A 12394-nucleotide genomic window follows, 5' to 3' on the forward strand; every position below is an offset into this window, starting at 1 on the left:
GGGCTGGTCTCCACCGCTCCCATCGGGGGAGCCGGATACGCGGCCTCCAAGTCCGCGGTCATCGGCGTCACCCGGGAGCTCGCCGGCCAATGGGGCCGACGAGGCGTGCGGGTCAACGCCGTGGTGCCCGGGTGGTTCGACACCGAGATGACCGACGGGCTGTTCGCCAACGACAAATCCGCGGGCTGGGTCCGTCGCAACACCATGCTCAACCGCGGTGGCCGCGCGGGTGAGGTCGACGGCGCGGTGCTGTTCCTGGCCTCCGACGCCGCGAGCTACGTCACCGGGCACGTCCTCACCGTGGACGGCGGGTGGACGGCTCGATGAACGCTCCGGCGTCAGGGCGCGCGCTGCCCGCGACCATGCGGGCGTGGCGTCTGCACGAGTGGGGTTCGGGCCCCAGGCTCGACCGCATCCCCGTGCCACGTCCCGGACCCGGTGAACTGCTGCTGAAGGTGGACGCCGCCGGGTTGTGCCACTCCGATCTGCACATCATGGACTCGCCCGAGGGCCGGCTGCCCTACACCCTCCCGTTCACCCTCGGCCACGAGGTCGTGGGCACGGTGGTCGCTGTCGGCGACCGCACCGACGAGAGCCGGGTCGGCGTGACCTACGCCGTGCACGGAGTGTGGTCGTGCGGTGAGTGCCGGAAGTGCCGGAGCGGACGGGACAACTACTGCGTCCGACTCGAGGGCGCGGTCGGCGGCGGAATCGGGCGCGACGGGGGACTGGCCGACTACATGCTCGTCCCCGCGGCGCGCCATCTCGTCGCCGTCGACCCCGACGCGGGGCCGGCCCTCGCCCCGCTGACCGACGCCGGACTCACCGCCTACCACGCGGTCCAGTCGCAGCCGGTCACCGTGAGGGGATCGGTGGTCGTGGTGATCGGGATCGGCGGGCTCGGCCACCTCGCACTGCAGGTGTTGAGATCCCGTTCGCCCGAGGTGGTGGTGGCGGTCGACCCCCGCGAGAGCGCCCGGGCGCTGGCCACCGAGCTCGGCGCGGACCACGCTGTCGCCTCGGTCGCGGAGGCCGCCGAGGTGGTCGACCGGCTGGCCGCGGGCACGGGCGCCGACCTGGTCTTCGATTTCGTCGGCGCGCAGGAGACCGTGGCCGCCGGTGCGCGAATGCTGGCCACGGGGGGAGGGCTCACCGTGGTGGGGTCCGCGGGCGGGTCGCTGACCGTCGACAAACAAGGATCTGTCCCACGCGGGTGGCGGGTCGCCGCACCGTTCTGGGGCCCGCACACCGACCTGGCCGCCGTCCTCGCCCTCGCGGCCGAGGGTGAGATCGTCTCCGTCGTCGAGGAGCGCACGATGGACGAGGTGCCCGCGGCCTACGAGGATCTGCGACACGGTCGGGCATCCGGTCGCCTCGTCGTCGTCCCCGGAACCGACCCGTCCGCGGCGTGACACGCCGTCGGACCCCTGATCGCTTAGGAGAAGCCCAATGAAGCAGCTCGCCCAGGACGTCATCGACCGCGCGGCCCGCACGCCCGGTGACGTCGCCGTGGTGGACGGGGACGGTGTCCACGACCTCGCGGAGATCCTCGCCGGGGCGCGGGCGCTCGCCGGGGTCATCGAGGCCGCGGTGGACGGCCCGCCGACCGTCCTCATCCGTGCGGACAACTCGTGGCGGACGGTGTCGGCCGCAGTGGCCGTGGGACTGGCCGGCGGGATGCTCGCGGTGATGAGCGGACACGCGACGCGCTCGGAGTTCGACTTCGCCGCGGAGGATCTGCAGCCGGACGTCGTGGTGACCGCCACCGACACCGCCGAGGTGTGGGGGCTGGCCGAACACGGGTTCGTCGAGGTCGGCCGGGCACTGGACGGCTGGGTCGTCTCGGGGCCGGCGGACGGTCGTTCCAAGGGCGTCGAGCGCTGGAACGGCGGAGCGGTGGCCGCCATGACCTCCGGGTCAACCGGACGCCCGAAGTGCGTGATCCAGACCGAGGACGCCCTGCGGTACGCGTGCCGCTCGACGATCGGGGCCGTCGGCCTGGAGCCCGGGGACGCGGTGGGCGCGCTGGTGCCCCTGTCCTCCGCGGCCGCGATCTGCTTCGGGATGTACCTGCCGACCATGCTCGGTGGCGCGATGGTGGCGCTGGACAGGTGGAGGCCCGAGACGGCGGTCGCGCTCCTGCGCGAGCAGCGCGTGGCCTGGACGATGCTGGTCCCGACCATGGCTCTCCAACTCACCCTGGTCGACGGTGCCGAGGGCGCGCTGGCGGCGATGCGGGCCATGACCGTCGGCGGCGGTCCGATGAACCAGAAGGCCCTGCACGACGCCGAGGTGAAGCTGGGCACGACCCTGCTCCGGGTGTTCGGGATGTCCGAGTGCCTGGGCCACACCACCCCGTCGCCCTCGGACGACGTGGAGGTGCGCCTGGGGCGGGACGGTCGCCCGTTCCCCGGCACCGAGGTGAGGGTGGTGGACGAGGCCGGCACGGTGCTCGAGTCGGGGGAGCTGGGGTCCCTGCAGGTGCGTGGGCCGTCGCTGTTCGTGGGGTACGCCCGCGACGGCGCCCCGGTCGCCCCCGACGTCAACGCCGAGGGATTCCTCGCCACCGGCGACCGGGCCGTGATCCACGATGACGGCAGCGTGAGCATCCGTGGTCGCGAGAAGGACCTCATCATCCGCGGCGGACGCAACATCGACATCAACGAGGTGGAGGGCGCGCTCGCGGCCGTCCCGGGGATCCACCAGGTGTGCGTGGTCCCCGTCCCCGACCCGGTGCTGGGCGAACGGACCGCCGCGCTCGTGGTCTCGGAGGGTGAGCCTCTCGGGCTCGACGAGATCCGCCGGCACCTGGAGGCCGCGGACTTCCCGAAGTTCAAGTGGCCGGAGTTCGTGCGGTCGGTCTCGGTGCTGCCGCAGTCCAGGGTGGGCAAACTGGACCGCAAGGGCGCGGCGAGCCTCGCGGCGGAGATCTTCGGCGACTGAGATGCGCCGGGGACGGGTCGGTGAGCCGCCATCTGGATGCATACCGGTGTGACCTGAACTCACTTTCCCATAACCTGGACTGATGATCACGAACACGGGGGGTACAGGCGATGGCGCCAACCAAGACTGAGGGCCCGCGGTCCAAGAGGAACGTCATCCTCGAGGCGGCGGTGGCCAACTTCGGCAGCGTCGGTTACGAGCACACCAAGTGGGCGACGATCGCGGGTGAGGTGGGGATCGGCCAGACCGCGCTGTACCACTACTTCGAGTCCAAGGCGCACTGCCTGCTCACCATCATGAGCGCCGAACTCACCAGGTACCACGAGCGCTTCACGGTGGCGGTCGAGGGAGTGGGCGACGCCGAGACCGCGCTGCGGGCGGCGATCTCCAGCGCCTACGACATCAGCGAGACCGAGGCGCTCCAGGCGCGGATCCTGCTGCACCACATCGACATGCTCGCCACTCCGCGTTCGTCCGAGCGGGAGGAGGAGGAGCGGGTCCGGGCGCGTGAGCTCGTCCGGGTGGTCGAGCGGGACTGGACCGGCCTCCTGGAGCGCGGGATGGACTCCGGGGAGTTCCCCCGCCGCGACCCGGTCGAGCTCGGGCGGTTCGTGCTCGGACTGATCAACTCCGTGTGGAACTGGTACCGGCCCGGCGGGAGCCGAACGCTCCCCGAGGTCTCGGAGTCGGTCCGGGGGGCGTGCGAACGCCTCGTGCACTGAGGCGGTCGTCCGCCGCGTGGTCACGGTTCCGTCGATCCGGTCGTCGCGGTCGGGGGCCGTGCACCCGGCCACGGTGGTACCGTGTCCTCACATACTGAAGTGAATTCAACTACGGAGGAACCGTGTACAACCTCATCGTCATGGCGTCCAAGCCCAGCGACTGGACCCACGAGGAGTTCATCACCTGGTGGCGGGGCGAGCACGCCGAGGTGACCTACCCGCTGCCCGGCCTGCGCCGCTGGTCCCACACGGCGGTCAAGGCGACCGGCGGGAACAAGCATTCCCTCGGGTGGGACGGGGTGTCGGTCCTCAGCTTCGACTCCAAGGAGGCCTATGACGCGATGCTCGAGAGTCCCGAGTGGGCGAAGGCCGCCGAGCACGTCGGCTCCATGGGCGGCCGCGCCATCATGGTGATGGGCGACGAACAGGTCATGGTCTCCGGCTCGTGACCACCGGGGCAGCGGACTGGACCGAGCTCGGGTGCCATCCGGTGGCCGAGGGCGTCCACCGGATCCCCCTGCCGATGCCGCAGGACGGCCTGCGCGCGATCAACGTCTACGTGATCGAGGGCCCGGACGGGGTCTCCCTCATCGACGCCGGGTGGAACGTCCCGGGCAACCTCGAGATCCTGCGAGACGGACTGCGGTCGGTCGACGTCGGCCTCGACGAGGTGACGGACGTCCACGTGACGCACATCCACCGCGACCACTACACGATGGGGCCGGAGCTGCGCAGGCGCGTCGGGAGTCGGATCCACCTGGGTGGCGGGGAGCGCCCCGGGTTGACCGAGCTCCGCGAACTGCGCACCAGCGTCCCGGCGGACTCGCTCGACCAGCTCCGTCGGGCGGGCGCCCCGGAGATCGCCGAGGCGTCCCGGGTCGAGGCGTTGTCCGAGCCCTGGCTGGCCCAGGACTGGGAGTTGCCCGACACATGGACCGAGGAGGGCCCGGTGTCGGTGGCCGGGCGACCGATGGAGGCGCGACGGACCGCCGGCCACACCAAGGGGCACCTGGTGTTCGACGACGCCGCCCTCGGCGTGACGTTCACGGGCGACCACGTCCTGCCCAGGATCTCGCCGTCGATCGGATTCGAGCTCGGGGGGTGGGACGATCCCCTGGGCGACTACCTCGCCTCGCTCGAGGCGATGCTGGAGCGTCCGGACACCCTCATGCTGCCGGCGCACGGCCAGGTCGGGGGGAGTGTCCACGGCCGGGTCCGCGAGCTGCTGTCCCATCACGACTCGAGACTGGACGCCACCCGCGCACAGGTCCTCGCCTCGCCGGGGGCGACCGGGCTCCAGGTGGCGTCGGGCCTGCCCTGGACCCGCCGCGAGCGCGCCTTCGGCTCGCTCGACGTGTTCAACCAGATGATCGCGACCTGCGAGACGATGGCGCACCTCGACGTCCTGGTGGCGAGGGGTGACGTCGTCGTCGACGAGGTCTCGCCGACCGGCGTGGAACGCTTCGTGACCGCCTGAGGCCGGACCGCGTCCCCACCGTGGTCCTCACCGGGCGGTCCAGCCGCCGTCCGCGTAGAGTTCGGCGCCGGTCATGAACCCGGCGTCGTCGCTGGCCAGGAAGGCCACGCATCCGGCGATCTCCGCGGGCGTGCCGAGGCGCCCCATCGGGGTGCCCGCGAGCATCCCGCGATGGCGCTCGCTGCCCTCGTAGCGCTCGAGGAGCTGGGGGGTCTCGATGAATCCGGGGTGAAGGGAGTTCACCCGGACGCCCCTCGTCGCCCAGTGCATCGCGGCGTTCTTGGACATGGTCCGCACCGCGCCCTTGGCCGCGTGGTAGGCGAAGCTGTTGCCGAACCCGCCGACGCTGCCGAGGATCGAGCAGACGTTGACGATCGCCCCGCCGCCTGTGCGTTCGATCGCCGCGCCCGCGTGCTTCATGCCCAGCCACACGCCGGTCTGGTCGACGTCGATCACGCGCTGCCAGTGCTCGGGGGACTCGTCCTCCAGCGTCTTGAGGCTGCCGATCCCCGCGTTGTTCACCAGCGCGTCCAGCCGGCCGTGGGTCTCCATGATGCGGTCCACCGCGGCGCTCCACTGCTCCTCGGACGCCACGTCGAGCTCCACCGTGAGGTGGGGGCCGGCCGGGAGGGAGGAGGCCACCTCGTCGAGGGGGGTACCGGGGAGATCGGCGACGACGACGACGGCGCCCTCGGCCGCGAGCCGGCCGCAGATCTCCGTGCCGATACCGCCGGTCGCACCCGTGACGAGGACGACGTGATCCTGAAAACGCTCCATGTGTTCGGCCTTTCCGGTGCCGGGGGGTGTACCGCTCCACGATAGATGAAGTGAACTGACTTCAGTATACGTCCCGGGTGGCCTCCCTGACCGGGAGCCGCTCAGCCCTGCGCGGGGAACACCACCATGAGTGCCTCGGCGATGCAGGCCGGCTTGTCCCCGCCCTCGACCTCGATCGCGTAGTGCACGCACGCGAGGACTCCGCCGGCCTGCGCGTCGCGTGTCCACGCCACCCGCCCCACCGCCCGGATCCTGTCGCCGGGGCGGACGGAGGAGGGGAACCGCACCTTGTCGAGTCCGTAGTTGATCGCGCGTCCGATGCCCTCGAACGTGAACAGTTCGGAGCTGAGGCGCGGGATGAGTGACAGCGTGAGGTAGCCGTGGGCGACGGTCGATCCCATGTCGGACGAGGCCGCCCGCTGTGGGTCGACGTGGATCCACTGCCAGTCCTCGGTGACGTCGGCGAAGGAGTCGATGCGGTCCTGAGTGATGACGAACCAGTCGCCGGCGCCGAGATCGAGGCCGGCGGCCGCGCGGAACTCGTCGACGCCGTGGAATACGTGGGTCATGGGTCCTCCTCGGTGGGGTGGCACCGGAGCTGCCCGGCGACACGCACGGTAGTGGTCCGTGGGCCGACGCGGTCCGCATTCGCCGAATCCGGTTCAGTCGGGCAGCGGCTACCGTTGAGGGGTGAACGAGGATAACGGTCCGGACCGGCGGAGCCTGGCCATCGGCTACGTCCCGGGCGTGCAACCCGACAAGTGGCTCACCCGATGGCGTGAGCGCAATCCGCTCGTGCCGATCTCGGCGCGGCGGATGGGTGATCCTCTGGCAGAGCTCGCCTCGACGCCGGGCGGAGGCGGCGTCGACGTCGTGTTCGTCCGCGAGGCCGAGGGCGCCCCCCGCTCCGCCCCTGCCGGCCTGCTGCGCATTCCGCTCTACACCGAGACCATGGCCGTGCTCGCGGCGCGGGGCCACGAGATCGGCGTCTACGAGTCCCTGTCCCGGGCCGACCTGGAGGGGGAGCCGTGGCTCGACCCCGTCGACGCGATCACCGCGTCGCCCGACGAGGTCTCCGCCGCGGTGGACCTGGTCGCGGCCGGGGTCGGACTACTGGTGCTCCCGCGGCCGTACGCCCGCTCACTGAGTCGCCGGGACGTCATCGAGCGCCCGCTGGAGGGCGTTCCCGCCACCCGCATGGGCGTCGCCTGGTCGTCGGACCGCGAGGGCGACGTGATGATCGACGAGTTCGTCGGCATCGTCCGCGGCCGCACCGCCACCACGTCCCGCAACGCCGGGGACGCGCCGAAGGAGAAGCTGAACGCCCGGCAGAAGGCGGCGGCGAAGGCGCGGGCGCGGGAAGAGCAGGCACGGGGAGAGCAGGCACGGGACGAGCAGCGCCGGGGCCGGCAGCACGCGCCGCGGGGGAAGGGCCGGTCACCCCGGGGACGGTGACGGGTCGGCGACGCCGCCCTCCCGCCCCGCGCCCACCATGCCGCGGGCGAAGTACACGTGCCGTGCCACCACGTCGTCTCTCGTCAGCGGGCCGTCGGGGCGGTACCAGGAGGAGATCGACACGCACAGCGACGAGATCGCGCGGGCCGCGTCCTCGGGGTGCTCGCAGGCGAAGTCCCCCGAGTCGACGCCGGCCCGGATGGCCTCCTCGAGCATCGCCTGCTGGGAGTCGCGTTGGGCGATGTGGTGGGCGCGGACCTCCGGGTCCATGCTCCGCATCTCCGTGGAGGCCACGAACGCCTGGTCCCGCCTGGCCATGTGGAAGCGGGCGAGACACTCCACGAGGTTCTCGAAGCGGGCGACCGGGTGGCTCCCGGCGTCCTCGACGGCCGCGCCGGTGTGCTCGAGCATCTCCGCCATCGCCGTGTCCACCACGGCCGCGAGGATCGCCTGTTTCGAGCGATAGTGGTGGTAGAGGCCCGGAACGGACAGTCCGGCCTCTTCGGCGATCATCCTGATCGAGGCGCCGTGGTACCCGTGACGCGCGAAGACGACCAGCGCGGCACGTAACGGGGGCGACAGGGTGTCGGGCCCGAATTCTCGCCAGTCGCTCATCGGTGGACTCTCCTCGGTCATCGAAAAACCCTAGCTGTCGATCACTTGACACGTGATGTGGTGTGGGTAACACTACATCGGACCGAGCGATCGATCGGTCGGGCCGACGGAGCGGAGGGCGATGATGAACGGACCGAACCCGCGCCCGTGGCGGGAGTTGTACCGTCCGGGTCTCGACGAGGGCCTCGCGGGGCGGCGGGCGACACTGGTCGACGCCTGGCGCGACCGGGTCGCGACGAGTCCGGACCGGACCGCGGTCGCGTACTTCGACACCATCCTCTCGGCGCGTGAGGTCGACCGCATGTCGGACGCCCTCGGCGCGGCGCTGCAGGATCGAGGGGTGCGGGGCGGCGACCGCGTCGGCATCCACCTGCAGAACATCCCGCAGTACGCGCTGGCGCTGCTCGCCCTGTGGAAGATCGGCGCCGCCGCCGTGGTCCTCAACCCGATGTACTTCGGTCGCGAGCTCCGGTTGCCCGTCGAGGACTCCGGCGCGGTGGGGATCATCGCCACCGACCGGGACGTCGCCGCGATCCGCGAGAGCGTGGAGGGCACCGACGCCGGATGGATCCTGAGCACCAGCGAGCGGGACCTCCAGACCAGGAACGACCCCCGGGTATTCGGCGGAACGGACCCGGGAGTGCCGTCGGAGGACGGCGATCTGGTGCGGCTCATCTCCGACTTCTCGGGTCGGACCCCGGCTCCCGTCACGGTGTCACCGGACGACCTCGCGCTGCTGACCTACACCTCGGGGACCACCGGTCCCCCGAAGGGTGCGATGAACTCGCACGCGAACGTGGTGGCCGTGGCCCGGAGTTTCGCCGACTTCGTCGGCATCGTGCCGGGAGACGTGGTGTTGGCCATAGCGCCGCTGTTCCACATCACCGGTGCCGTCATCAACGCGACCCTCGGCCTGCTGGGGGACACCGCCCTGGTCTTCGCCGGGCGCTTCCGGCCCGAGGTCGTCCTGGACGCCTTCCGCGAACACCGGGTCACCTACACGATCGGGTCCATCACGGCCTTCAACGCGCTCATGCGTCTGGACGAGGCCGGCCCGGAGCACTTCGCGTCCGTCAAGACGCTCTACAGCGGGGGAGCACCGATCCCACCGTCGACGGTCGAGCGGTTCCGGGAGCGGTTCGGCCACTACATCCACAACGCCTACGGGATGACCGAGACGACCTCGGGGGTCGTCGCCGTCCCGCCCGGACTCCGCGCCCCCGTGGACGAGGCCAGCGGGACGCTCTCCGTCGGGGTCCCACTCCCGGGGGTCGACGCGAGCGTGGTGGGCGTCGACGATCGACCCGTCCCGCCGGGCCAGCAGGGCGAGCTCGTCCTCAGCGGACCCCAGATCGTGTCCGGGTACTGGCGCAACGCCGCGGCCACCGCCGGGGCGATGCCCGGCGGCCGGCTGCACACCGGTGATGTCGCCGTCATGGACTCCGCCGGCTGGGTCTACCTCGTCGACAGGCTCAAGGACCAGATCAACGCCTCCGGGTACAAGGTCTGGCCCCGCGAGGTCGAGGACGTCCTGTACGAGCACGACGCGGTCTTCGAGGCCGCGGTCGTGGGCCTGCCGGACGAGTACCGCGGCGAGAAGGTGGTCGCGTTCGTCTCCCTCAAGGCGGGCCGCACCGCCACCGGGGAGGAGTTGGTCGCCTTCGCCGCCTCCAGACTCGCCGCCTACAAGAGGCCCGCCGAGGTCCACGTGGTCGGCGAGCTGCCCAAGACCCAGACCGGCAAGATCCGTCGCCGCGAACTCCGCGACGAGCACACCCCCTCCTGAGTCCCCAGACCCCTCACCCGACCCGAAGGAGATGACATGGCCGAGGCCAGCATCCGCCCCGACCTCCCCTCGGAGGTCACCCCGACGCAGTCCGCCGAGGGCAACAGGAACGCCAAGAGGTCGCTCGCCGCCAGCACCACCGGGCAGCTGTTCGAGTGGTACGAGTGGACCGCCTACGCGGTGTTCGCCCCGTTCATCGCGGCGGCGATGTTCAACAACGAGAACCCGGTCTCGGCCCTGCTGGCCACGTTCGCCGTCTTCGCGGTGGGCTTCCTGGTCCGACCGCTCGGCGGGATCGTCTTCGGCCGGATCGCCGACGTCAAGGGCCGCAAGTGGGTCCTCATCACCACCATGCTCATGATGGCGGGCGCGAGCCTGCTGATCGGACTGCTGCCGAGCTACGAGACCCTGGGTGTCTTCGCCTCCGTGCTGCTCCTGCTGTGCCGGATCGTCCAGGGCTTCGCGCACGGTGGTGAGTCCGCGACCGCGTACAGCTACGTCGCCGAGATCGCGCCGCCCCACCGTCGCGGGATGTGGGGGAGCCTGGTCTTCGTCGCCATCATGGGCGGCACCGTGATCGCCTACGGCGTGGGCGGCACCATCACCGCCGTGCTGTCCGAGTCCGCCGTCGGCGAGTGGGGCTGGCGCATCCCGTTCCTGCTCGGTGCCGTGTTCGCCCTGTTCGTGCTGTACCTGCGGGCCGGTATGGAGGAGTCCGACGTCTTCGACAAGGCCGCCGAGGCGGCCGCAGCCGACCCGACCTCCCCGGTGGTCACCTTCTCCAGGGGCCGTCTTGCCCGTGCCATCGCGCTGGTCGTGACCATGGTCTCCGGCGTCACCGTCGCCCACTACACCTGGAGCTCGTACGCCTCCACCTTCGCGATCACCCAACGCGACATGGATGCGGGCGCCGCCTTCTGGATGATCTTCGGCAGCCAGCTGGTCGCCCTGTGCACGCTCCCGCTGTGGGGCCTGCTGTCGGACAAGATCGGCCGGCGCCCGGTGATCTTCATCTTCGCTGTCGGCACCATCGTCACCACCCCGTTCCTGATGGGCATGATCGACGACCGACCGTGGACCCTGTTCCTCACCTCGCTGATCGCCATGACCCTGGTCGCCGCCGCCGGTTCCATCCTGTCGTCGTTCATGTCCGAGGCGTTCCCCACCAAGATGCGCACGGCGGGCATCGGTTTCGCCTACTCCCTGTCCGTCGCGGTCTTCGGCGGCAGCGCACCGTACCTCAACGCGCAGTTCATCGAGTGGGACGTGTACTGGATGATCAGCGCCTACATCATCGTGCTCTGCGTCTGCACCATCATCGCGACGGCGATCATGAAGGAGACCCGCGGCAACGACCTGCACACGGTCGGCCACGACTAGTCCGTGCCCGTTCCGGTCATCCGACCGCCCATCAACCGCGAGGATCACCCCATGACCACTCCACCAGAATCGTCCGCCGGCCCGGCGGTCGACCGACTCCTCCGCCCCGACGTCGTGGGCCCCAAGATCGCCGAGGCCACGGGCGAGGCGGCATGGACGGACTTCTCCGCCGAGCTGATCGCGGGGGGCAAGTCCAACCTCACGTTCACGCTCCGCTCGGACGCCGGCGAGCTCATCCTGCGTCGGCCGCCCACGGGTGAGCTCCTCCCGAGCGCCCACGACATGGGGCGCGAGGCGCGCATCCAGCTGGGGCTGGCGTCGACGGACGTCCCGGTGGCCGGGATCGTGCTCAACGAGACCACCGGCGAGGACCTCGGTGTCCCGTACTACGTCATGGAGAAGGTCGTCGGTCACGTGATCCGCGACGAACTGCCGCCGGGCTACGCCGAGTCCGACGACGACAAGGCGGCCATGGCGGACGCGCAGATCGACGCGATGGTCGCTCTCCACGCAGTGGATCAGGACGCCGTCGGCCTGGGGGATCTGGGGCGGCCGGAGGGTTATCTGGAGCGCCAGCTACGCCGGTGGCTGGGACAGTCCGAGAAGGCGAGCGCGAGCGTCCGCGCGGACCGCCTCCCCGAGCTGGCCGCGCGACTCGGCCGGGACCTGCCCACCTCGCCGTCGTCGCGGATCATCCACGGTGACTACCGCATGGACAACTGTGTGGTCGACGCCGACGATCCGGGACGGATCAAGGCGATCCTCGACTGGGAACTGTCGACCCTCGGCGATCCGGTGGCCGACCTCGCCCAGACCGTTCTGTACTGGGGCGATCCCGACGGACCCGAGGTCCCGCTCATCCCGAGTCTGACCACGGGCCCCGGGTGGCCCGGTCCGCAGCGGTTGCTGGACAGGTACTGCTCCGCGACCGGCACGGATCCCGCACACATGCCCTGGTACCTGGCGTTCGCGACGTTCAAGTTCGCGGCGATCGCCCAGGGTGTGGCCACCCGCTCCGAGGCCGGGGACATGGCCGGACAGGACTTCGGTGACATCGGCCCGCAGATCCGCGAGCTGGTGGAGTACGGCCACTCGATCCTCGATTCCCGGAAAGGCACCCGCTGATGGCTGATCCCGCTCCCGACGCCCCCGCTCCCGACGCCCCCGCCCGGGCCGTGCGCGGGCCGGTCGACCCCCGCACGGGTCCCCAGGCGGCGCTGCCCGTGCTCGACCGCTTCC

Annotated in this window: 13 protein-coding genes; 10 read left to right on the forward strand and 3 right to left on the reverse strand. The window is 71.0% G+C overall.

Going from position 1 to position 12394, the window contains the following annotated elements:
- From G6031_RS00610 to G6031_RS00635, 6 genes are all read left to right on the forward strand, one after another.
- Positions 1 to 327 (forward strand): SDR family oxidoreductase (locus G6031_RS00610; protein WP_182652107.1); only part of this gene is annotated, 327 nt, incomplete at its 5' end.
- Complete coding sequence (locus G6031_RS00615; RefSeq protein WP_241737106.1) at positions 324 to 1412, forward strand: alcohol dehydrogenase catalytic domain-containing protein; 1089 nt, start codon at positions 324 to 326, stop codon at positions 1410 to 1412. The genes G6031_RS00610 and G6031_RS00615, both read left to right, overlap by 4 nt.
- 37 nt (positions 1413 to 1449) lie before the next feature.
- Positions 1450 to 2943 (forward strand): class I adenylate-forming enzyme family protein, encoded by a 1494-nt coding sequence (locus G6031_RS00620; RefSeq protein ID WP_182652108.1) that lies wholly within the window; start codon positions 1450 to 1452, stop codon positions 2941 to 2943.
- Between the two features lie 110 nt (positions 2944 to 3053).
- Complete coding sequence (locus G6031_RS00625) at positions 3054 to 3665, forward strand: TetR/AcrR family transcriptional regulator (RefSeq protein WP_179525676.1); 612 nt, start codon at positions 3054 to 3056, stop codon at positions 3663 to 3665.
- 122 nt (positions 3666 to 3787) lie between these two features.
- Entirely contained in the window at positions 3788 to 4114 is a 327-nt protein-coding gene (locus tag G6031_RS00630; RefSeq protein ID WP_182652109.1) for an EthD family reductase, read from the forward strand.
- Positions 4111 to 5142 (forward strand): MBL fold metallo-hydrolase, encoded by a 1032-nt coding sequence (locus G6031_RS00635; RefSeq protein ID WP_347238409.1) that lies wholly within the window; start codon positions 4111 to 4113, stop codon positions 5140 to 5142. The genes G6031_RS00630 and G6031_RS00635 overlap by 4 nt, the downstream gene beginning before the upstream one ends.
- Before the next feature lie 27 nt (positions 5143 to 5169).
- Here G6031_RS00635 and G6031_RS00640 read toward each other — a convergent pair whose 3' ends face one another.
- Positions 5170 to 5919: a glucose 1-dehydrogenase gene (locus G6031_RS00640; protein ID WP_182652110.1), complete on the reverse strand. Its 750-nt coding sequence runs from the start codon at positions 5917 to 5919 to the stop codon at positions 5170 to 5172.
- A gap of 101 nt (positions 5920 to 6020) precedes the next feature.
- Positions 6021 to 6488, reverse strand: coding sequence for a MaoC family dehydratase (locus G6031_RS00645; RefSeq protein WP_182652111.1), 468 nt, complete (start codon positions 6486 to 6488; stop codon positions 6021 to 6023).
- Between the two features lie 121 nt (positions 6489 to 6609).
- Here G6031_RS00645 and G6031_RS00650 point away from each other — a divergent pair, with 121 nt between their 5' ends.
- A complete protein-coding gene (locus G6031_RS00650; protein WP_182652112.1) occupies positions 6610 to 7374 on the forward strand; it encodes a LysR substrate-binding domain-containing protein in 765 nt (254 codons plus the stop codon).
- Here the strand turns inward: G6031_RS00650 and G6031_RS00655 are convergent.
- The gene (locus G6031_RS00655) at positions 7357 to 7989 is read right to left on the reverse strand and encodes a TetR/AcrR family transcriptional regulator (protein WP_182645070.1); all 633 of its coding nucleotides are present in this window, start codon (positions 7987 to 7989) and stop codon (positions 7357 to 7359) included. The two genes, G6031_RS00650 and G6031_RS00655, sit on opposite strands and share 18 nt — an antisense overlap.
- A 124-nt stretch (positions 7990 to 8113) precedes the next feature.
- On the opposite strand from G6031_RS00655, the gene G6031_RS00660 reads away from it, so the two are divergent.
- The 3 genes from G6031_RS00660 to G6031_RS00670 are packed head-to-tail and all read left to right on the forward strand — an operon-like array spanning position 8114 to position 12280.
- Entirely contained in the window at positions 8114 to 9775 is a 1662-nt protein-coding gene (locus tag G6031_RS00660) for an AMP-binding protein (RefSeq protein ID WP_182652113.1), read from the forward strand.
- Positions 9776 to 9811: 36 nt separating this feature from the next.
- Positions 9812 to 11155: an MFS transporter gene (locus tag G6031_RS00665; protein ID WP_179525669.1), complete on the forward strand. Its 1344-nt coding sequence runs from the start codon at positions 9812 to 9814 to the stop codon at positions 11153 to 11155.
- A 51-nt stretch (positions 11156 to 11206) separates the two neighbouring features.
- Positions 11207 to 12280: a phosphotransferase family protein gene (locus G6031_RS00670; protein ID WP_182638581.1), complete on the forward strand. Its 1074-nt coding sequence runs from the start codon at positions 11207 to 11209 to the stop codon at positions 12278 to 12280.
- Positions 12281 to 12394: the final 114 nt, after the last annotated feature.

Origin of the sequence: Dietzia sp. CQ4, assembly GCF_014145125.1 — a bacterium.
Taxonomy (GTDB): domain Bacteria; phylum Actinomycetota; class Actinomycetes; order Mycobacteriales; family Mycobacteriaceae; genus Dietzia; species Dietzia natronolimnaea.

What these genes read in the sequence shown, in the direction of transcription:
- G6031_RS00660 (WP_182652113.1), top strand. Translation starts at nt 8,114, where the DNA reads ATGAACGGACCGAACCCGCGCCCGTGGCGGGAGTTGTACCGTCCGGGT.
- G6031_RS00665 (WP_179525669.1), top strand. Translation starts at nt 9,812, where the DNA reads ATGGCCGAGGCCAGCATCCGCCCCGACCTCCCCTCGGAGGTCACCCCG.
- G6031_RS00645 (WP_182652111.1), bottom strand. Translation starts at nt 6,488, where the DNA reads ATGACCCACGTATTCCACGGCGTCGACGAGTTCCGCGCGGCCGCCGGC.
- G6031_RS00655 (WP_182645070.1), bottom strand. Translation starts at nt 7,989, where the DNA reads ATGAGCGACTGGCGAGAATTCGGGCCCGACACCCTGTCGCCCCCGTTA.
- G6031_RS00620 (WP_182652108.1), top strand. Translation starts at nt 1,450, where the DNA reads ATGAAGCAGCTCGCCCAGGACGTCATCGACCGCGCGGCCCGCACGCCC.
- G6031_RS00640 (WP_182652110.1), bottom strand. Translation starts at nt 5,919, where the DNA reads ATGGAGCGTTTTCAGGATCACGTCGTCCTCGTCACGGGTGCGACCGGC.
- G6031_RS00615 (WP_241737106.1), top strand. Translation starts at nt 324, where the DNA reads ATGAACGCTCCGGCGTCAGGGCGCGCGCTGCCCGCGACCATGCGGGCG.
- G6031_RS00670 (WP_182638581.1), top strand. Translation starts at nt 11,207, where the DNA reads ATGACCACTCCACCAGAATCGTCCGCCGGCCCGGCGGTCGACCGACTC.
- G6031_RS00625 (WP_179525676.1), top strand. Translation starts at nt 3,054, where the DNA reads ATGGCGCCAACCAAGACTGAGGGCCCGCGGTCCAAGAGGAACGTCATC.